Annotated in this window: 20 protein-coding genes; 8 read left to right on the forward strand and 12 right to left on the reverse strand. The window is 54.8% G+C overall.

Annotated features, from left to right (window positions below; all coding sequences use genetic code 11):
- From HUN04_17975 to HUN04_17985, 3 genes are all read left to right on the forward strand, one after another.
- Positions 1 to 1497, forward strand: coding sequence for a GNAT family N-acetyltransferase (locus HUN04_17975; protein ID WDP91484.1), 1497 nt, complete (start codon positions 1 to 3; stop codon positions 1495 to 1497).
- 137 nt (positions 1498 to 1634) lie between these two features.
- Positions 1635 to 2402, forward strand: coding sequence for a transporter substrate-binding domain-containing protein (locus HUN04_17980; GenBank protein WDP91485.1), 768 nt, complete (start codon positions 1635 to 1637; stop codon positions 2400 to 2402).
- A 316-nt stretch (positions 2403 to 2718) separates the two neighbouring features.
- A complete protein-coding gene (locus HUN04_17985) occupies positions 2719 to 3510 on the forward strand; it encodes a 2-hydroxyglutaryl-CoA dehydratase (GenBank protein ID WDP91486.1) in 792 nt (263 codons plus the stop codon).
- Positions 3511 to 3725: 215 nt separating this feature from the next.
- Here the strand turns inward: HUN04_17985 and HUN04_17990 are convergent, their stop codons facing one another.
- Positions 3726 to 4802: a GNAT family N-acetyltransferase gene (locus HUN04_17990; protein WDP91487.1), complete on the reverse strand. Its 1077-nt coding sequence runs from the start codon at positions 4800 to 4802 to the stop codon at positions 3726 to 3728.
- A 71-nt stretch (positions 4803 to 4873) separates the two neighbouring features.
- Positions 4874 to 5617, reverse strand: coding sequence for a carbon-nitrogen hydrolase family protein (locus HUN04_17995; protein ID WDP91488.1), 744 nt, complete (start codon positions 5615 to 5617; stop codon positions 4874 to 4876).
- Positions 5618 to 5840: 223 nt separating this feature from the next.
- Between HUN04_17995 and udk the strand changes: the two genes are divergently transcribed.
- The gene (gene udk, locus HUN04_18000; GenBank protein WDP93333.1) at positions 5841 to 6485 is read left to right on the forward strand and encodes a uridine kinase; all 645 of its coding nucleotides are present in this window, start codon (positions 5841 to 5843) and stop codon (positions 6483 to 6485) included.
- Here udk and HUN04_18005 read toward each other — a convergent pair.
- From HUN04_18005 to HUN04_18040, 8 genes are all read right to left on the reverse strand, one after another.
- The gene (locus HUN04_18005; GenBank protein WDP91489.1) at positions 6470 to 7171 is read right to left on the reverse strand and encodes an ABC transporter ATP-binding protein; all 702 of its coding nucleotides are present in this window, start codon (positions 7169 to 7171) and stop codon (positions 6470 to 6472) included. The two genes, udk and HUN04_18005, sit on opposite strands and share 16 nt — an antisense overlap.
- Positions 7165 to 7920, reverse strand: a complete 756-nt coding sequence (locus HUN04_18010) for an ABC transporter ATP-binding protein (protein ID WDP91490.1) — start codon at positions 7918 to 7920, stop codon at positions 7165 to 7167. Before HUN04_18010 ends, HUN04_18005 begins: the two co-directional genes overlap by 7 nt.
- On the reverse strand, positions 7913 to 8896 hold the full coding sequence (locus HUN04_18015) for a branched-chain amino acid ABC transporter permease (protein WDP91491.1): 984 nt from the start codon (positions 8894 to 8896) through the stop codon (positions 7913 to 7915). The genes HUN04_18010 and HUN04_18015 overlap by 8 nt, the downstream gene beginning before the upstream one ends.
- 2 nt (positions 8897 to 8898) lie before the next feature.
- Entirely contained in the window at positions 8899 to 9816 is a 918-nt protein-coding gene (locus HUN04_18020; protein ID WDP91492.1) for a branched-chain amino acid ABC transporter permease, read from the reverse strand.
- Between the two features lie 54 nt (positions 9817 to 9870).
- Positions 9871 to 11058, reverse strand: a complete 1188-nt coding sequence (locus tag HUN04_18025) for an ABC transporter substrate-binding protein (protein WDP91493.1) — start codon at positions 11056 to 11058, stop codon at positions 9871 to 9873.
- Between the two features lie 113 nt (positions 11059 to 11171).
- Positions 11172 to 12251 (reverse strand): methylornithine synthase PylB, encoded by a 1080-nt coding sequence (gene pylB, locus HUN04_18030; protein WDP91494.1) that lies wholly within the window; start codon positions 12249 to 12251, stop codon positions 11172 to 11174.
- A 4-nt stretch (positions 12252 to 12255) separates the two neighbouring features.
- A complete protein-coding gene (locus HUN04_18035; protein WDP91495.1) occupies positions 12256 to 13056 on the reverse strand; it encodes a dihydropteroate synthase in 801 nt (266 codons plus the stop codon).
- A 13-nt stretch (positions 13057 to 13069) separates the two neighbouring features.
- Positions 13070 to 13702 carry a corrinoid protein gene (locus HUN04_18040; GenBank protein WDP91496.1) on the reverse strand — a complete coding sequence of 211 codons (633 nt, stop codon included), beginning with the start codon at positions 13700 to 13702 and terminating at the stop codon, positions 13070 to 13072.
- Positions 13703 to 14253: 551 nt separating this feature from the next.
- On the opposite strand from HUN04_18040, the gene HUN04_18045 reads away from it, so the two are divergent.
- From HUN04_18045 to HUN04_18060, 4 genes are all read left to right on the forward strand, one after another.
- On the forward strand, positions 14254 to 15006 hold the full coding sequence (locus tag HUN04_18045; protein ID WDP93334.1) for an ATP-binding cassette domain-containing protein: 753 nt from the start codon (positions 14254 to 14256) through the stop codon (positions 15004 to 15006).
- Positions 15007 to 15064: 58 nt separating this feature from the next.
- Positions 15065 to 15841: a transporter substrate-binding domain-containing protein gene (locus tag HUN04_18050; protein WDP91497.1), complete on the forward strand. Its 777-nt coding sequence runs from the start codon at positions 15065 to 15067 to the stop codon at positions 15839 to 15841.
- 71 nt (positions 15842 to 15912) lie between these two features.
- Positions 15913 to 16623, forward strand: coding sequence for an ABC transporter permease (locus HUN04_18055; protein ID WDP91498.1), 711 nt, complete (start codon positions 15913 to 15915; stop codon positions 16621 to 16623).
- Positions 16624 to 16625: 2 nt separating this feature from the next.
- On the forward strand, positions 16626 to 17396 hold the full coding sequence (locus HUN04_18060) for an ABC transporter permease (GenBank protein WDP91499.1): 771 nt from the start codon (positions 16626 to 16628) through the stop codon (positions 17394 to 17396).
- A 74-nt stretch (positions 17397 to 17470) separates the two neighbouring features.
- Here the strand turns inward: HUN04_18060 and HUN04_18065 are convergent, their stop codons facing one another.
- Both HUN04_18065 and HUN04_18070 read right to left on the reverse strand, forming a co-directional pair.
- Positions 17471 to 18130: a GntR family transcriptional regulator gene (locus HUN04_18065; protein WDP91500.1), complete on the reverse strand. Its 660-nt coding sequence runs from the start codon at positions 18128 to 18130 to the stop codon at positions 17471 to 17473.
- A gap of 133 nt (positions 18131 to 18263) precedes the next feature.
- Complete coding sequence (locus HUN04_18070) at positions 18264 to 19193, reverse strand: DMT family transporter (protein WDP91501.1); 930 nt, start codon at positions 19191 to 19193, stop codon at positions 18264 to 18266.
- Between the last annotated feature and the right edge of the window lie 188 nt (positions 19194 to 19381).

A 19381-nucleotide genomic window follows, 5' to 3' on the forward strand; every position in this document is an offset into this window, starting at 1 on the left:
ATGCGAAGAAAAAACAGACGTTCAGATGAACATTTCCTCGGGAAGCTGACGGTTCCGGCTCATATCTGTATGATGCAGAGCATTATTGAATATACCAACCAGATAGGGCTCCTTCTGTCACTAAATGATACGGAGCGGTCTTCCATTGTAAAAACGGTAGAAATGGCTTTCCACAGTTCAGTATCCGATTTGTCATCCCCGATAAAAATTTATGATTACATTCATCTCGAATTTGTTGCAACAAAATTACAATTAGTGATTTCCATACGGGAAAAGGGTATTCCATTTGGAAGGAGAAAAACAGATACCCGTCCCATAGGCGAAATAGTAAAAAATGCCCCGGACGCTTTTACTGAAAACCAAGGGATGGACAAGATTGAATACCTGATTAATGGAAGAGACGGTCGAGAGACACGCCTGACAAAATCGTTGAGACCCGGGTCTTTGCCAGAAGATCTTTTCAAGGGTGATGTCACACGAATGGAACGGAAGCATACACTGAAAAGTGAACCCGTGATCCGCCTTACAGAATTGAGCGAACTTCAAGACGTCATGCGATTGGCCTGGAAATGCTATGGGTATACCCAAGAGGCGCTTTTGTACGATATAAACGCCCTTAAACAGAAGGTTGAATCCGGGGAACTGATATCCATAATAGCCATTGATACGACGCGTGAAGCTGTGATTGGCCATATCGGCCTCAAGCACCATGATAATGCAGTCAACGTGCCGGAAATGGGCCTTGCTTTTGTTGACCCGGCTTACCGAAAGGGAGGATTAGCAATTGCCTTGGGAAAAAAAGCAATGGAATTCGCACGATTAAACAATTATCCAGGGGTATTTGATTGTTCCGTCACCACGCACACTTTTTCCCAGCAGGGAATGCAAGCCATAGGATCGCGCCCCTGCGGTGTATTATTCGGCATTGTTGCCGAAGGGATGCAGGCAAGGCAACTGGAAACATCTAATCAGGAAAAAGGTTCTGTGATTAACCATTATTATGCCTTTGACCGCTCGCAAAGAACCGTCTATATCCCACCACGCCACCAGGATATGGTTTTTCAGATTTACAAATGGCTTGAACTACCAAGAGAGTTTAAGGCAGGTGATATGAAACCCGCTTCGGGCCTGTCGAATGTTAGTATCCTGCCAATGCCGGAGGAACATAATGCTGCATTTATTGTTGTTCATACTATTGGCAGGAAAACAAAAGAAGAGGTAAAAACCGCCCTGTGTGAATTCAAACGAAAACGAGCAGATGCTGTTTATGTTTTTTTGCCACTGGAGAGCTGCCATTTGTGCTGGCTGGTTGAACAGCTTGAAAAAGAAGGCTTTGGGTTTGCTGGGATAATGCCTCACATCCATGACGGTGGCGACAGACTGCTGATGCAATATTTAAGTTTTCAAGTTAATCCTTCTTCCATAAAGCTGTATGGAGCCATGCCCCAAAAATTATTCAACTATATCCTGACTGAACAGGGCCGTGTTCAAAGATAAATGCAGTTGATATTCTAAAATCCTGACTGATGTGGTGTATTCTCTAAGAATCAATTTGATCCAGTATTAACTGTCGTTGACGGTTAGAATTTCACATAAAAATATAGAGAAATTTTTATGTAAATGGTAGAAAAAGAATGATGGCTATCCGTATAAAAATTTTATGCGTTTTATTCATAATTCTGATGCTTAGTGCAAGCGCCAACGCCGAAACATATATTTTTGCGGGAGGCGATTTTCCCCTTCTTTCTGAGAAAAATAAAGACGGTGATATTCGGGGAATCGCTGTCGACATTGCAAGAAAAATAACCGAAAGGCTTGGGCATAGAATAATTGTGCGCCTTTACCCTTGGGCCAGGGCACAGCACATGGTAAAAAATGGTATTGCAGACGTATTGTTTCCTCCTTATAAAACTCCTGAAAGAGAAAAATGGCTGGATTACACAAAACGTCCTTTCGCCAAGGATGAAACCTTCTTTTTTGTCAGACAAGGCAGTCAGAGTTTCTGGAACGGAGACCTGGCCTCACTCAGGGGGAAAAAGATCGGAATGGTTCTCAAGTGGAGCGTCGGTCCGGATTTTGAAAAAGCAAAAAAAAGTTTATCTATAGAGTATGTACCCAATATTGATATGTGCTTTAGAATGTTGATTCAAGAATATGTTGATTTTGTACCAACACAGTTAAGAGAGGCAAAATCTTCCTTTAAAAGGTTAAATCTCACAGACAAGCAACTTCCCCTTCGAATTTTTCCAAAGTTGACAATAAATTATAATTACTTTGGGTTTTCAAAGAAAAAGCAAAAGGAATTGTCCGGCTTTAAAAGAAGCTTTGACCAGGCGTTGGAAAGAATGCATAAAAACGGAGAAATTCTGGAGATTCTGACTGCATACGGAATGTCAAATTGATGCCTCCATATTGATGCGTTTTCAGAATTCAGTGTCATTGGTTGCGCTTCAAATAATGCAGATTATGGCGGGAAATGAGTACCGGGCCGTTATTGGCAATAATGGTCCGGCTGCGTTCTGCGACAAACCGTGCAGATCACCCATGGGGCAGCCCTGTCCAAGGCCGGGTTAAGAAAAGATAGATGAGGTGCCCTGCGCCTGATTTCGCCGTGGCTTGACAATTGGGGCCTGGCCTGTGTAACCATAAGCATTCGATACGAGCGGATATTATATTGGAGCAGATTTGACGAACGGTTAGGCTGATAAGGAGACGATAATGGCATACATGGGCATCGACATCGGCAGTTCCACCTGCTGCGCAGTCATCCTCAACAAAGATTCCAAGATCCTTTCCCGGGCCATGGTGCCCACCGGTGCCAGAAACGAAAAGGCCATTGCATGGGTCAGGGAACAGACCCTGGGGGAGGCGGGACTTGAACCCGGGGATCTCAAGGCCCTTGTTTCCACAGGCTACGGCCGGAAGCGGGTGGAAAACCGGACCCTGGACAAGACCGAAATCGTCTGTCACGCCAAGGGCATCCAGACCTATTTCCCCGGCACCTCCCTGCTCATCGACATCGGCGGCCAGGATTCCAAGGCCATCTATATCCATCCCCAGTCCGGAAAGGTGGTCAACTTTGCCATGAACGATAAATGCGCCGCCGGCACGGGCCGGTTTCTGGAGACCATGGCCAGGGTCCTGGAAATGGATATCTCCGAGATGGACAGGCTGGATGCCGGAGAAAAGGGCCGTTGCCGGATTTCCAACATGTGCACGGTGTTCGCCGAAAGCGAGGTGGTTTCCCTCATCGCCCAGGGCGTGGATACCGGCGAAATTATTTCGGGGATCAACCGGGCCATTGCCACCCGGACTTTTTCTTTGGCCAAACGGGTGGCCCCGGACATGGCCGCTGAAAAAATTGCCATCTCAGGGGGCGTGGCCCGGATCAGGGGGGTGGTGGCCGCCCTGGAACGGTGCATGGGCAGGGAGATCCTTGTGCCGCCCCATCCCGGCATCATCGGCGCCCTGGGTGCGGCGGCATTCGCCCTGGAGGAAGATCAAGGATGATTGAAAGATTACCGTTTGGTAATCTCCATGTCATGTTGGGGTTAAACTTATGGCGTATAAAGGACATGTTTTGGGATACAGCTGATGTGCTCACTTTGCCAGGAGCCATAACTCCCAAGCTTTTGTTTCTCTTTTCCTTTTTGGCCGGGTCGCCATGGTGGCGGCCCGGTTTTATATTCAGGGGCACAGGCCCCGGTCATTTTCCGGTCCCCCTTTTACCCATAGGCCAGTACACGGTTTTCAATGGTATCCTCGCCCAGTTTAAAGTTATGCCGGCCGATGTCCCTGAATCCGAATCTTTTGTAAAAGCCGATGGATCTATTGTACACCCAGCTGGTAAGCCAGAACCGTTCTCCGTACCTGGCTTTGACTTCCAGAAGGAGGGCTTTCCCGATCCCCCTTCCCTGGAAGGGCTTCTGGACATAGAGTTTATCGATTTCAAAACCCTTTGCTTCTCCTTGGGACCGGGAGTCGAGATTTAACAGGACGTATCCCCTCAGGTAGATGCCCTGGGTGCATACCAGCAGTCTATACCCGCCGTCGGCCAGGATTGATTTGAAACGGTCCTCGGTGAACATGGATAGGGCATATTCCGAATTTTCCGTCCGGATGCCGTCAAAGGAGTAGGTGGTAAACCAGACCTCAAGGGAAAGGGCGGCCAGGTTGATGCAGTCCGGCTCTTGCGCTTCCCTGATGAGCAGCCCGCTGCATTGCCCGGTTCCCCTGCGGTATCCCGCGCGGTCAAGGGAATAAAGGGGGAGCAGGCCGTCGCCCTTGGCCACGGAATCATAAAGGTCCACATCCTCTTGATGGGACATGCCTGCTTTTTTCATGACATGGCGTGAGGCCCGGTTCCCTGTATCGGTCACGGCATGGACTCGGCGGATTTCCGGCCTGGTGAATATCCAGTCCAGGCATGCGCCCAGGGCTTCGGTGGCCAATCCACGTCCCCACATGGATTTTCTCAGGGCATAGGCGATTTCAGGCCCTGCGCCTTTGATCTGTTCGGGAATAAATCCGCAATACCCGATGAAATCTCCCAATGTTCCCAGGCCGGGCTCGCCAATACAGACCGCCCAGACCCCATAGCCCAGCTCATCCCAGGGGGGGATGAAGTCCTCAAGGTATCCGGCCTCCGCTTTTCCCAGGCCTTCAGGGGTTGACGCTTCATCGGAACGGGGCAGCCATTTCATTACATCCTTATCTGACATGATGGCGTCAACCAGGGCATCCCGGTCGGAAAATGCCAGGGGCCGCAATGTCAGCCGTTTTGTTTTCAGTGTTGGAACCATCTCTTTTAAACCCTTTGAATCAGGTAAATAAACACCGGCAGCCGGCAGCGGTTTTTACATCGGATTTATCCTCAGAGTGCAGCCACCTCCCCCTTCCACCCATGGGGGGTAAAGGTTGCGACAACCAATTCACTCCGGGTCTCATCGGCAACTGCAATCAGACGGGACGCGTCCCAAATGGCGCTTTTGCCCACGGGTACCCACCCGCCGGTGGGTTGATTATGGTTTGCCATTGCAACCAGGCACCCATGCGCTTTGGAATAGGCGGCCAGTTTTTGGGTGTCTGCGTCATACCCGCTGGCACTGATGAGAACGCCGGCAATATAAACCGTTGCCCCCATCTGTGCACAGATCTGGGCATGGCGGGTGTTGTTGGTGTCTGCGCAGATTGCGTTAAAGATCTTCTGTCCGCCTGTATTGACGGAATGATACTCCCCCCCAACTGAGAAATACTGTTCTTCCCCCGGATGTAGATTCATCTTGGCATAGGTCTCCGTACCGCCGTGGGGGGAGAAAATAAATTCACCAATACGGGGACGGCCTTCCGCCTGCAAAGGGGCGCCTGCAACAATATGAATTTTATGGTTCTTTGCAGCGTCAATTAAAGGGGTAAGCCGGGGATCTTTTTTTGAAAAGGCCAGGTTCTCCGCCAATTCCGGCTCATATCCGGTGAGGGATAATTCCGGAAATACAATGTATGACACCCCGATTTGTGCCGCTTTCCCCACCGCCCCAAGGTGGGTTTGGATATTCGCTGAAACATCCCCCTTTACCGAGGGGACCTGGGCCACGGCCAGTTTGAAATTCTCTGCCATATGTTTACCTCCTGTATCCGGCAATCCTGGTGATCCCGACGCGGGCAAGGATAACAGGTTGATGTTGAATTTGGAACGTCTTCGGGGATATTTTTCTATATTTTCGCTGAATGCGCGGCACCTGTGAGGGCAGGCCGGGAAAAGGATTGATTTTGGCCGGATGGCGGGGTAGATCTTTAATCCTATCCGGGATAAGTGTACAATGAAACGGAAAGGAGGGGAGATGAACAGGGCTGAATCATATGTGATCGGTATTGCCGGGGGCTCCGGTGCCGGAAAGACCACGCTGATCAACCGCATCCTGGAACACACCGGGTCCGGGGCCGTTGTGGTGATTCAGCACGACTGGTATTACAGGCATCATCCCCATTTGTCCCCGTCAAAACGGGCAAGCGCCAATTACGACCATCCCGGTGCCCTGGAAACAGAGCTTTTGACCGCCCAGCTTCGGGAACTCATCGGCGGGCGGCCCGTGGAGGCCCCCCAGTACGATTTTTCCACCCACCTGCGCAAAGCGGAGACCCGGACCATTCTTCCCTCAGGTGTTATCATCATCGACGGCATTTTGATTTTCGATGATCCGGCATTGAGGGAACTCATGGACCTGAAGGTGTATGTGGAGACGGACCCGGATCTCAGGTTCATCCGGAGGATGGAGCGGGATGTGAAGCACCGGGGGCGGACCCGGGAGTCCGTGGTCCGCCAGTATCTTGAAACGGTCAAGCCCATGCATGACCAATATGTTGAACCCGCCAAGTCCCATGCGGACATCATTATCACCGACGGGGGCCGGAGTGAAGCGGCCCTGGATCTTTTACTCGCTAAAATACAATCGTTGCTGCCGGGGCGGGGTCAGACCCCCAGGTAGCGGGACAGGCATGCCGGGTCGGCCTGGAGGTCGGCCGTGGTGCCCGACCAGACGATTTCTCCCCTTTCCATGATATAGTGGCGCCGGGCCAGGGCCATGAGGGCCTTGATGTTTTTATCCACGATGAGGATGGACATGCCCTTGTCCTTGAGGGCGGCCAGGCTGTCCCATATCTCCTTGCGGACCAGGGGGGCCAGGCCTTCGGTGGCCTCGTCAAGGATGAGCAGCCTGGGGTTGATCATTAGGGCCCGGGCAATGGCCAGCATCTGCTGTTCCCCGCCGGAGAGCTGGTTGCCGTAGTGGGTCAGCCGTTCCTTCAGCCGGGGAAAAAGGCTAAGCACCTCCCCGAGGGTATAGGGGGAGGGGGCGTTGGTGGGATTGGCCGCCGTTGCCATGATATTTTCTTTCACCGTGAGATTGGGGAATATCTGCCGGCCTTCCGGGACCAGTCCGATGCCCAGCCGGGCAATGGCATAGGGCGGGGCGGCGTGGATGGGACGGCCCCTGAAGGTGATGTCTCCGGTTTTCACCGGGGTGAGGCCCATGACGGATTTAATGGTGGTGCTTTTTCCCATGCCGTTGCGGCCCAGGAGGGTGACCACCTCGGATTCCCCGATGTCAAGGGAGACCCCGAACAGGGCCTGGCTCTCCCCGTAAAAGGTTTCAATGTTTTTCACCTTCAGCATTGATCGTCCTCCCCCAGGTAGGCGGCCCGTACCTGATCATTTTTACGGATTTCACCGGGCGGGGCCGTGGCGATGTTTTCGCCGTAGACCAGGACCGTCACCATGTCGGCCAAAGAAAAGACCACATCCATGTCATGCTCCACCAGAAGGATGGTCAGGGTGCCTTTCAACCCCTGGATCAGCCTGGAGAGTTCCACCGTACCCCCGGGGCCCATCCCGGCCATGGGCTCGTCCAGAATAAGAAGTTCCGGATCGCCTGTGAGGGCCATGCCCACCTCAAGCTGCCGTTTTTCCCCGTGGGAGAGATGCCGGGCCGGCAGCCCGGCCCGGCGGTCAAGGTCCACCCGGGCCAGGGCCTCGGGCAGTTTCTCTTTGACCACGGAACTGGCCAGGCTGTGGCGCCAGAATCTGAAATTGTGGCCGTTGTGGGCGCAGATGGCCAGGGCCATGTTTTCTTCCACCGTGAGGTTGTCAAAAATATGGGTGATCTGAAAGGACCGGGCCATGCCCAGCCGGGCCCGGCGGTGGGCACTGAGGGCAGTCACATCCCGGCCGTTAAACATAACGGTTCCGCTGTCCGGAGACATATCACCGCTGATCTGGTTGACCAGGGTGGTTTTGCCTGCGCCGTTGGGGCCGATGAGGGCGTGGATATGGCCCCTGGCGATGTTCATGTTCAGGTTTTTGGTGGCTGTCAGGGCTCCGAAGGATTTGTTAAGAAAGACGGTTTTTAAAATAAATTCATCCATGGCGGTGGCCCCCCGCGATCAGGCCGAACAGTCCCTGTTTGGCAAAGATGACCACCAGCACAAGAAAGGGTCCCATGTATATCATCCAGTGTTCCGTATACATGGCCAGGGTCTCCTCCATGAATAGAAATACCGCCGCCCCCAGCACCGGGCCGAACAGGGTGCCCATGCCCCCGATAAGGACCATGACCATGAGTTCCCCGGAGAGGGTCCAGTGCATCAGCGCCGGGCTGACATATTCGGTCTGGTTGGCCAGAAGGCCGCCGGCCAGGCCGGCCCCGGCTCCGGCCACCATAAAGCAGAAGAGCTGATATCTGTACGGGCTCAGACCCAGGGCGCGAAGCCGCCGCTCATTGTCGCATCCCCCCCGGAGTACCAGGCCGAAACGGGACTTCACCAGGCGCAGGGCCAGAAACAACATCCCTGACAACAGACCCAGGCAGAGATAGTAAAACTGGATATCGTTCCCCAGATCCAGTCCCGGCAGGGATGATCTGGCATAAAGGGAGATCCCGTCGTTTCCTCCGTATTTTTCCAGGGATACAAAAAAATAGAAGAGCATCTGGGCAAAGGCCAGGGTGATCATGATAAAGTGCATTCCCTTGGTCCGCAGGCTCAAGGCGCCGAACAGGGTTGCAAACAGGGCGGCGGTGAGTGCTGCCAGCGGGAGGACCACCAATGCATTTTCACTGCCGTTAAAAAGAAAGGGAACACTGAAAAGGGGGGTTCCCTCCGATGAATGGAAAAAAAGGATGCCCACCACGTAGGCCCCGATTCCCACATAGGCCGCATGGCCCAGGCTGACCATGCCCCCGTAGCCCAGGAGAAGGTCCAGGCTCACCGCAGCCATGGCGTAGATGAGCACCCGGCTGAAAAAGGAGATATAATACGCCTGGCCCATGGCATTGGCGGCCACGGGCAGCAGGGCCAGGAAAAGGGTGCCGGTTGCAACGGCAATGGTTCTGCGTTTTGACATATTCATGAATTCTGTGCAGGGAAGAGGCCGCGGGGTTTCCATACCAGGATGGCGGCCATGAGAATGTAAATGGACATGGAGGCTATGGATGCCGCGGCATTGTCCGCCGCTCCGGAGTGAAAGACCAGTCGGAAAAGCGCCGGGAGAAAGGCCCGGCCCAGGGTGTCCACCAGCCCCACCAGCAGCGCCCCCACAACGGCGCCCCGGACCGAGCCGATGCCGCCGATGACGATGACCACAAAGGTGAGGATGAGAATGCTTTCCCCCATGCCCGATTCCACGGCCAGGATGGGGCCGGCCATGACCCCGGCCAGTCCGGCCAAAAGTGCCCCCAGTCCGAACACCCAGGTGTAGAGCCGCCGGATGTTCACCCCCAGGGCCCCGATCATGGCCCGGTTGGCGGCCCCGGCCCGGATCTGCATCCCCAGCCGGGTTTTGGAAAAGATCACCCATAAGAACAGGGCCACGGAAAGTCCCACAAGGATGACGGCCAGCCGGTACAAGGGATAGTGCAGCCCCGGGGCCAGTTCAACGCTGCCGGAAAGCCAGGCCGGCACATCCATGAACAGGGGCTGGCGGCCCCAGATGATCCTCACCAGTTCGTTGAAGAACATGATCAGGCCGAAGGTGGCCAGGACCTGGTCCAGGTGATCCCGGTCATACAGGCGGCGGAAGATGACGAACTCCGCGGCCATGCCGGCGGCGGCCGCCGCCGGAAGGGCCGCCAGCAGCCCCAGGGCAAAGGAGCCGGTGCGGGCGGCCACGGTGGCGCATACATAGGCCCCGATCATGTAAAAAGAACCGTGGGCCAGGTTGATGACCTGCATGATCCCGAAGACCAGGGTGAGCCCGGCGGACATCAAAAACAGGGTAATGCCCAGCTGCAGGCCGTTTAAAAGCTGTTCTGCAAAGAGAAGCATGGTGACGGGCGGGGCCGGACCGGCGCATTGCCGGTCCAGTCCCAGGGGACTCCTTTACTGCATCTTACACTGGGAGATATAGGCATCCACGTGGTCGGTAAATACCTTTTTCACGGTTTTATTGGTGAAACCGCCGTCCTTTTCAATGACCTCCCGTATATAGAGGTCCTGGACCGGATGCTGGTTGTCGGCGAAGCTGAAGTTGCCCCGGACGGAGTCGAAGTCGGCTTTTTTCACCGCCGTCCTGAAAGCGGACAGATCGTCTAGGTTTCCGGCCACGGCCCTGAGGGCGCTGCCGATGAGCCGGGCCGTGTCGTAGCCCTGGGCCGCATAGAGGGTGGGCATGCGGTTATAGGCCTTTTTATAGGCTTCCACAAATTGTTTATTGGCCGGGTTGCCCAGGTCGTGGGTCCACTGGGAACCGTTTTTCACCCCCAGGGCAGCCGGACCCACAGCCTTGAGGATGCGCTCGTCAAAGGAAAAGGCCGGGCCGAAGACCGGGATCTCTTTGGAGAGGCCGGCCTGGGAATACTGCTTCAGGAAGTTGATGCCCATGCCCCCGGGCAGAAAGAAAAATACCGCAGCAGGCTTGGCCGCGCGGAGGGAGGCGATTTCTGCGGCATAGTCGGACTGGCCCAGCTTGGTGTAGACCTCGCCTGAAATTTCGCCTTTGTAATACCGCTTGAATCCGGCCAGGTGGTCCTTCCCCGCCGGATAATTGGGGGCCAGCAGGTAAACGCTCTTGTATCCTTCATCCGCAACGTATTGTCCCACCACCTCGTCCAGGTTGTCGTTCTGGTAGGATACGGCAAAGTAGTTTGGGTTGCACCCGGAACCGGCCAGCTTGGAGGGGGCGGCATTGGGGCTCAGGTAAACGACTTCCTGGCGGACCACCTTGGGCACAACGGCCATGGCCACATTGGAAAAGACAATGCCGGTGAGGATTTTTACACCATCCTTTTTGATGAACCGTTCGGCGATCTGCTTGCCCTTTCCCGGTTTTCTGCCGTCGTCCTCCACCAGCAGTTCCACGGGCACGCCCCCCAGTTTCCCGTCTTCCTGGCTGATGGCCAGTTTAAACCCGTCGCGGATGTCCTCGCCCAGGTACCCGGCCTTGGTGGACAGGGTGGTCACCATGCCGATTTTCACCGGCTCGGCCGCCTGGATCGGGGCTGTGACAGCCAAGATAAAGAGACATAAGAAAATCCCGGCCGGTATGGACCGGTTTATTGTTTTTGCCATGGGTTACTCCTTTATTTATTATTATAATTCTTGTTTCTATAGGTAGAAACGTATACCGGGCAGAAAATGAAAATGCAAGGCGTTGGCAAAAAAAGATGTAAAGGGTTTTTATATCAATTGGGGGTCCGGGCAAGGCAAAGATGGCGCCGGGCCTGGATCCAGTCCCGGTATTCCGTTTCGGATGCCGGGGAGAGCCCGCTGCGGTCCAGTACCGGCAGCACATGGTCCAGCGACCGTCTGGCGGCTTCTATGTCCAGGGCCGGGTTGGCGACTCCGGCAAGGCCATGTTCCGGCGGGACAATGGATGTGACCACGTTTGCCCCGGCATTGAGCCGGGGAAGCAGCCCGTCCAGCCCGTCCACATCAAGGGAGGCCGGAATCAGGCAGTCTTTGAGCACCAGGCGCATGACGGCGATGGTCGTCAATTCCCTGAGGCGGTTCCGGGATGCCAGGTGGGCCATGGGGGTGCCGGGCTGGGGCACAAAGGACATGACCCTGGCCTGGTCAACGTTAAGCGCTGCCATGGCCAGGATGGAGTCGGCAATGTCTTCCAAGGTTTCGCCCACGCCGGCGAGAATCCCCTCTTCGATGAGCATGCCCGCCTCCCTGGCCGCTGTTTTGGCGGCCCACCTGTCATCGTAGTCCTGGCCGGGCCTGAGCCGGTCGAAAAGCGCCCGGTTGTGGGTCTCCTGGTAGCAGGCATACCAGTGGATGCCCCTGGCCGCCATATGGCTGACCCCGGACGGGGAAAGCATCCCGGGGGAGATCATCACCGGCAGACCGGTTTTCTGCTGTACCTGTACGGCCAGGTCCGTGAGGCGGCGGATGCCGTCCATGCCCTGCCAGACCGGATCTTCCCCCATGGTCAGGTCGATGAGATGGACCCCTGAGTCCGCCATGATGGCCGCGGCTTCCATGATCTGCGCTTCGGTTTTCCGATACCGGGGCTGGGCGCGGTTGGACCGCCGGTACTGGCAGAACCGGCAGTTGTTCCGGCAGTAGGTTGAAAAATAGAGGAATCCGTAAAAAAAGATCCGGGAGCCGAAATGCCGGTCCCTGACCCTGGCTGCGGCATCAAAGAGCCGGCCCAGATCCTCGGGCGTTGTCAGGCCCAGGAGAAAGCGGATCTCTTTTTTACGGGCAGGGGCCTCCTTTTCAAGGCGGGCCAGCAGCGGGGAAAGATCGAGGGGCATCACTTTAACTTACAATGATGCCCGCCCGGACACCCTTGAGGTAATCCATGCAGAACGGGTCGTGGCCCAGAAGCATGTCCGCCGTTTTGATGGTGGCCATGATCTTTTCATCAAGCGGGTCAATGATGGCCGAATCCATGCCGGCATCCATCATCAGGGTGATGAAGGTCCTGTTGATGATTTTCCGCTGGGGCAGGCCGTAGGAAATATTGGACAGGCCGCCGGTGATGTGGACATCTGGGAACAGCCCCTTTATGGCCCGGACGGCGTCCAGCACCATGGTGCCCTTGCCGGAATCCGTGGAAATGGGCTGAACCAGTGGATCCACATAGATACTGGCCGTGGGCAACCCCATTTTATTCAGGGCCGCCACCAGGCTTTTGGCCCGTTCCACAATGTCTTGGGAGGATCGGGGCATGCCCGAATCATCCATGCACAGGGCAATAACCTTGCAGTCCTTGCCGCTGAGAAAGGGGAGCATGGCATCGAACCGTTCCTTTTCAAGGGAAATGGAGTTGATCATCGGGGGCTGGCCAACCATGGCAAAGGCCATTTCCAGCACGGCCGGGTCCGGTGAATCCAGGGCCAGGGGCCGGGATACCTCGGGCTGGATGGTTTCCAGGAGCCATTTCATATCCTCTGCTTCATGGCCGATCCGGGCCCCTGCGTTAACGTCGATATAGGCGGTGCCGGCGGATTCCTGGCGCTTGACATCATTGATGATGTATTGGGCATCCCGGTCTGCCACGGCCGTCTGGACATTTTTTCTGGAGGTGTTGATCCGTTCACCAATGACTTGGAACATTTTTCCCTCCCCCTCAGGCGGCCATGGTTTTTGCCATTTTGGATGCCGAGCCGGCATCCGGGGCAAAGCCGTCGGCCCCGATTTCGTCGGCAAAGGCCTGGGTCACCGGGGCGCCGCCCACCATTATTTTCACCTGGTCTCTCAGTCCGGCTTCCACAATGGCATCCACGGTCTGCTTCATGGCGGGCATGGTGGTGGTCAAAAGGGCGGAGAGGCAGACAATTTTGGCATCTTTTTCCCTGATCTGGGCCACGAATTCTTCCGGGGCAATGTCGACCCCCAGATTATAAACGGTCATCCCGGCGCTTTCCATCATCATGGCCACCAGGTTCTTCCCGATATCGTGGAGATCGCCTTTGACGGTACCGATGATGACAGTGGACCCCTGGGCGGCCCCGGCCTCACCCAGCAGGGGCTTGAGGACGGAGACACAGGCCCCCATGGCCTGGGCGGCCATGAGGACTTCCGGGATGAACATGTCCCCGTTTTCCATTTTTTCACCGACGATATCCATGCCGGCGATCAATCCCTGGTTCAAAATGTCGATGGCCGGCGTTCCTTCATCCAAAGCACTATTAACCAGGTTTTCAAGGGCGGCTTGGTCACAGCCGACAAGGGCCTTCTGCATTCCGTTGAAATCTGCCATCTTGTTTCCTCATTTCTTAAAAAGTCATCATTTATGGGGTTGGCGGAGAGTCCGGGAGTCGCACCCGGCTGCACGGATTTAGAGTCCGTGTGATCCCATCCGATCCACCCTCCGCGTATCTTTCAATATGCCCTTTATCATGGGCGGTCAACCACCTGGGGAGGGCCGTCATGCACCTTCCCCGTCCTGGGAGGCTTGGCCGCATAAAAGCGCACGGTGATTCCGATTCCCCAGGGCGCCGGTTTTTGCGCGGTAATTATATACATAAAATGTATACAATCAACAGTCAAGGTTTTTCAATAGAATTTTTCTGGAAGGGGAGACTGGATTTAACTGGTTGCATTGACTGTTAAATTGAACTATGTGTGGTTCTGGGGGCAGCGCAAAAAATTACCATAATTGATGTTGACAAATGCCATGCACAATGTTAGTGGATGCAGAAATAGAAAGACAAAAAATGTATACAATGGAGAAGCGATTTGGACGGATCACCCATTAATAATGCGCATCGTCGGCCAGGGGCATCAGATCGAAATACTTCGGAAAAAGCCATTGAAGTCATTGACCTCCACAAATCATTCGGTGCCATTGATGTACTCAAAGGGGTCTCCCTTGATGCGGGCCAGGGGGATGTGGTCGCCATCATCGGCGGGAGCGGATCCGGCAAGTCCACCATGCTGCGATGCATCAATATGCTGGAATCCCCTACCAAAGGCCGCATCAGGGTCCACGGCGAAGAAATTAAACTGAAAAGCGATGGAAAAGGCGGATTGAAACCGGCCGATCCGGAACAGGTGCGGCGAATTCGCACCCGGCTGGCCATGGTGTTTCAGGGTTTCAATCTCTGGCAGCACATGACCCTTCTGGAAAATGTCATAGAGGTGCCCGTCCATGTCCTGGGCAGGAAAAAATCAGAGGCTGTGGAAATGGCCGACAGTCTGCTTCATCGGGTGGGGCTTTACGAAAAAAGGGATACCTATCCGGCATTCCTCTCCGGGGGGCAGCAGCAGCGGGCCGCCATTGCAAGGGCCCTGGCCATTGAGCCTGAGGTCATGCTCTTTGACGAACCCACATCCGCCCTGGATCCGGAACTGATTGGCGAGGTGCTATCTGTTATGGGCGATCTGGCCAAGGAGGGACGGACTATGCTCATTGTCACCCATGAAATGAAATTTGCCCAGGAGGTGGCCGATAAAATTATTTTTCTCAACAACGGTATCATAGAAGAGGAGGGGGGCCCCAAGGCGATATTCGGTGCGCCCGAATCAGAGCATTTAAAGCGGTTTATCTGTTCGATTTCCTAGAGGGGAAAATGAATGGTGGACCCGTGTCAACAATATTACTAACGCAAAGGAGATTGAAATGGCCCAAATCGTGAAAAAGATGTTACTCGTACTTGTCGTCATTGTTTTCAGCACCAGCATGGCAAATGCCGGGAAGATCCGTGTGGGGTTTGGTGCGGAACCCTATCCTCCTTTCACCGTACCCGACGCCTCCGGTAACTGGACCGGTTGGGAAATTGAAATCATCGAAGCCGTCTGCCAGGAAGCCGGACTGGATTATGAACTGGCGCCCACTTCCTGGGACGGGATTATTCCGGCATTGATTTCAAAGAAGATCGATATGATCATGGGCTCCATGTCCATCACCGAAGAACGCCTTAAATCCATTGATTTTACAGATAAGTATTTCAATACGCCGGCCTATGTGGTGGGGACCAAAACCATGAAATTTGACGCCACCCCTGCCGGGCTGAAGGGCAAGATCCTCGGCGTCCAGACGGCCACCACCCATGCATCCTATGCCGCAAAACACTATAAGGGTGCCAAGGTCAAACAATACCAGACCCAGGATGAAATCAACCAGGATCTGATCTCCGGCCGTATCGACGCCACCCAGGCAGACTCCCTGGCCATGATCGAATTTTTGGAGAGCAAAGAAGGAAAATCATGCTGTGATCTCAAAGGTGCTGCCATTGACGATCCCGCCATCCTGGGACGTGGGGTCGGCGTCGGCCTGCGCAAGGGAAGCGATGACCTCAAGTCAAAAATCAATGCCGCCATCAAAGCCATCCGGGCCAATGGCAAGTATAAGGAAATTACCGAAAAATATTTTAAAGTAGATGTCTACGGCGACTAAAGGATTTGTCTGAAAGGGGCCGGTGCCCCTTTCTCATCTGCAACCCGTATTCTAAAAAATGGGGAGAAACCATGAGCGCCCTGGAACTGCTTGCCCTGTCACCGCCGGGATGGGGAGGGGTTTTGCTGAAAGGCCTGGCCATGTCCATGACCGTCGCCGTCGGCGGATACCTGGTGGGTTTGATGATCGGTATTGGCGGCGCCTTTGGCAAGCTATACGGGGGACCCGTGCTGCGGGATATTCTGGAGGCGTATACCACGGTCATCCGGGCCATACCTGAGCTGGTCCTGATCGTCCTGCTCTTTTATGCCGGGTCGGATGTGGTCAACCGCCTTCTGGTGATGTTCGGGGCCAGTCCCGTGGACATCAACGGGCTTGTGGCGGGGATCCTCGTGATTGGCGTGGTTCAGGGGGCCTATTCAACTGAGGTGCTTCGCGGTGCCATCAAGGCCATCCATCCCGGTCAGATTGAAGCGGGCCGGGCCTATGGAATGAGTCAGGGACTTCTCCTGAGGCGGATTACCCTGCCGGCCATGCTTCCCCATGCCATCCCGGGGCTTTCCAATCTCTGGCTCATCGCCACCAAGGATACGGCCTTGCTGGCTGTGGTGGGGTTTACGGAACTGACCCTGGCCACCCGCCAGGCCGGGGGGGCCACCAAAGCCTATTTCCTGTTTTTTTCGGCCGCCGGGTGTCTCTATCTCATGGTCACCCTGATCTCCAATGTCGGTATTAAAATGATTGAGCGGCGGGCCTACAAAGGCATGCCGGATGTGGGGTGATTATGGGTAATTGGATGAAGCTCCACCGGATCATATTGCTGGGGATTGCCATGGGGCTGGTCGCGGTCATCGCCGGAACCATGCGGTGGGACTGGCTGCCCAATTACTACGGCGAGCTGCTTTCAGGCGTATGGATTACCCTGGTCATTCTCCTGGTCTCCTGTATCCTGGGAATCTTGCTTGCCGTTCCCCTGGGGCTTTTCCAGGTGACGGGCCCCGTGCCCTTGGCCACGGCAAGCAAGATGTTCTGTACCCTGATCCGGGGAACCCCGCTGCTTCTTCAGCTGTGGATGATCTACTACGGGGTGGGGTCCCTGTTTCCCCAGATTCCCGGAATCCGGGAGACTTTTATATGGCCCTATCTCAGGGAAGCCTGGCCCTACGGGGTGCTGGCGCTGACCATGTCCTTTGCCGGGTATGAGGGAGAGGTGATGCGGGGCGCCTTTGCAGGGGTTCCGGCCGGGGAGCTTGAGGCGGCACGGGCATATGGCATGGGCCGCTGGACGGCCTTGCGGCGGATCTGGCTGCCCCGTGCCCTTCACCGTGCCCTTCCCACCCTTGCCGGAGAGGTCGTGCTCCAACTTAAATCCACCCCCCTTGTGGCCACCATCACCGTGGTGGACGTCTATGCCGTGATTTCAAAGATCCGTCAGGAAACCTATATCGTATACGAACCCATGCTGCTGCTGGCATTGATATACCTGTGCCTGACCGGTGTACTGGTGGTGGTGTTCAGGCATTTCGAGAATAAGATTCCCACCCAGGACGCCTGATTGGACAAGGGTTGCATGGCCACTTCCCCACGGGCCCGGCCGGGAATCCCGGCGGAATTTCGGATACGGTCGGTCTATAGGGAAATATAGTCGTCGGGCAGTGTTGAGAACTCCATGCCCTTGAGGGCGCTTTCCAGATGGAGTGCCATGACCTTTTGGGCCATGGCCGGGTCTCTTTTCCTAAGGGCCTCCACCAGCTTGCGGTGTTCGTGGTGGGAGGGATTAAAGGGCAGGGTATAAAACGGATCGTAAAGGATGAGATAGATTTTTGTCCGGTTCAGCAGGTCTTCGATATAGCGGGTGAGCACCTCGTTTTTTGCGGCCCGGGCAATGACCAGGTGGATGGCATCGTTGACCTGGTAGTACCCGCTGATATCTTTGTTTGCGAAGGTTTTTTCCTCTTGGTCGATATAGGCTTCAATCCGGTCCAGGTCATCCGGGGTGATACTGAGGGCTGCCAGTGAGACCGCAGCCTTTTCCAGCTGCAGACGGACAAAAAAGGTCTCTTTGATCTCCTCAATGGTGGGTTTGATAACGCAGACCCCCTTGTTCTGCTCATAGGTGGCAAATCCTTCGTAGGTCAGCCGTTTTATGGCCGCCCGGATGGGGGTGCGGCTCACCTTGAGCTGTTTTGCCAGGGTGGTTTCAACCAATTTGGTTCCCTGCTTGATGTACCGCTTGATGATGGCATTTTTAAGGGTCTGGTAGACCGTCTCTTCATTGTTTTTTTCCAAGATGATTCCCCTGACCATGGATGAATTTATACGAAGTTAGTATACTTGTTTTGTATACCATAGTCTCCTGTTTTTTTCCAATCGAAATCTGCGGGGAAGTCGACAGCTTGCTCCGGCGTTTTTTGCCGCCGGGTCAGGCTTCGGGAAGAGGCGCCGGCTTTATAACCGGTTCGGGTATGGTGGACCGGTCCTGGGCGAGAATGACTCCGGCCAGCACAAGCAAGGAGGCCATGTACTGGGTCCCGGTAAACCGTTCCTTCAGGATCAGGGCACTCATTACCAGGGTGATCACGGGAATCAGGTTGACAAAGGAGGCGGCCTGGCTGGCCGGGATTTTACTCACCCCGATATTATACATGCCATATGCCCCCAGGGTCACAACGGCCCCCAGGTATACCACCGCCCCCAAGGAAACGGGATCTATATGGGTGGGCAGCTGGGTTCCCGGAAAAAAGAGGATGGGAAAATAAAACAGGGTACCGGCAAAGGTCTGCATGAAGGCCAGGAAGATGGGTTTGTACCGGTCTGTCAGCTTCTTTAAGCACAGCCCGTACCCGGTGGCACAGATCATGGCCATGAATTCCAGAAAATTTCCCAGCAGGGGATTGGGGCCGTGGTCCGTGGGCGTTGACGCCAGGCTGAGCCACAGGGCGCCTGTTGCAGCAATGGCAAAACCGATGCAGGTCCGCGGGCTGATCCGTTCCTTCAGGAAAACCCAGGCGCCAAGGGCGGTAATCAGCGGCATCATGGTGGTGATCATGCCGGCCTGGGACGCCGAGGTGTAGACCAGTGCCTTGGCTTCAAAGATGAAATAAAGACAGGGTTCGCAAAAGGCCATGAGCGCGATGTATTTGATGTCCTGCTTCCGGATGTGTTTTACGGACTTGAACACAAAGGGGACAAATAGGGCGCAGCAGCTTGCAATGAGCATTCTTCCGAAAATTACCACCATGGGATCATAGGCGCGGAAGGCAAGCTTCAGGGCAACGAAGGTGCTGGCCCACAGCACCATGGCAATGACCAGGCAGGTGTAGGCAGCGGTTATATGTTTTTCAGGTTTCATTTTTTCAGCCGGTCTTTCACCACTTATTATTATAAAAGCCGTATCTTTTATCACTTTTTTTTATTTGAAGAAACCTAAAAAGCGAGGGCCGTTGTTTTGGGGAATAATCCAAGTTGCCTCCCCGTGATGCAGAAACCGTAAATTATGGACGCATGTCCATGGGCAGTCTGTTATCAGAGCTTTTCAGA

The sequence above is a fragment of the Desulfobacter sp. genome (genome assembly GCA_028768525.1).
Lineage (GTDB): Bacteria > Desulfobacterota > Desulfobacteria > Desulfobacterales > Desulfobacteraceae > Desulfobacter.

Coding starts and splice junctions, on each gene's coding strand:
- HUN04_17975 (WDP91484.1), top strand. CDS start 1: ATGCGAAGAAAAAACAGACGTTCAGATGAACATTTCCTCGGGAAGCTG.
- HUN04_17980 (WDP91485.1), top strand. CDS start 1,635: ATGATGGCTATCCGTATAAAAATTTTATGCGTTTTATTCATAATTCTG.
- HUN04_17985 (WDP91486.1), top strand. CDS start 2,719: ATGGCATACATGGGCATCGACATCGGCAGTTCCACCTGCTGCGCAGTC.
- HUN04_17990 (WDP91487.1), bottom strand. CDS start 4,802: ATGGTTCCAACACTGAAAACAAAACGGCTGACATTGCGGCCCCTGGCA.
- HUN04_17995 (WDP91488.1), bottom strand. CDS start 5,617: ATGGCAGAGAATTTCAAACTGGCCGTGGCCCAGGTCCCCTCGGTAAAG.
- udk (WDP93333.1), top strand. CDS start 5,841: ATGAACAGGGCTGAATCATATGTGATCGGTATTGCCGGGGGCTCCGGT.
- HUN04_18005 (WDP91489.1), bottom strand. CDS start 7,171: ATGCTGAAGGTGAAAAACATTGAAACCTTTTACGGGGAGAGCCAGGCC.
- HUN04_18010 (WDP91490.1), bottom strand. CDS start 7,920: ATGGATGAATTTATTTTAAAAACCGTCTTTCTTAACAAATCCTTCGGA.
- HUN04_18015 (WDP91491.1), bottom strand. CDS start 8,896: ATGTCAAAACGCAGAACCATTGCCGTTGCAACCGGCACCCTTTTCCTG.
- HUN04_18020 (WDP91492.1), bottom strand. CDS start 9,816: ATGCTTCTCTTTGCAGAACAGCTTTTAAACGGCCTGCAGCTGGGCATT.
- HUN04_18025 (WDP91493.1), bottom strand. CDS start 11,058: ATGGCAAAAACAATAAACCGGTCCATACCGGCCGGGATTTTCTTATGT.
- pylB (WDP91494.1), bottom strand. CDS start 12,251: ATGCCCCTCGATCTTTCCCCGCTGCTGGCCCGCCTTGAAAAGGAGGCC.
- HUN04_18035 (WDP91495.1), bottom strand. CDS start 13,056: ATGTTCCAAGTCATTGGTGAACGGATCAACACCTCCAGAAAAAATGTC.
- HUN04_18040 (WDP91496.1), bottom strand. CDS start 13,702: ATGGCAGATTTCAACGGAATGCAGAAGGCCCTTGTCGGCTGTGACCAA.
- HUN04_18050 (WDP91497.1), top strand. CDS start 15,065: ATGGCCCAAATCGTGAAAAAGATGTTACTCGTACTTGTCGTCATTGTT.
- HUN04_18055 (WDP91498.1), top strand. CDS start 15,913: ATGAGCGCCCTGGAACTGCTTGCCCTGTCACCGCCGGGATGGGGAGGG.
- HUN04_18060 (WDP91499.1), top strand. CDS start 16,626: ATGGGTAATTGGATGAAGCTCCACCGGATCATATTGCTGGGGATTGCC.
- HUN04_18070 (WDP91501.1), bottom strand. CDS start 19,193: ATGAAACCTGAAAAACATATAACCGCTGCCTACACCTGCCTGGTCATT.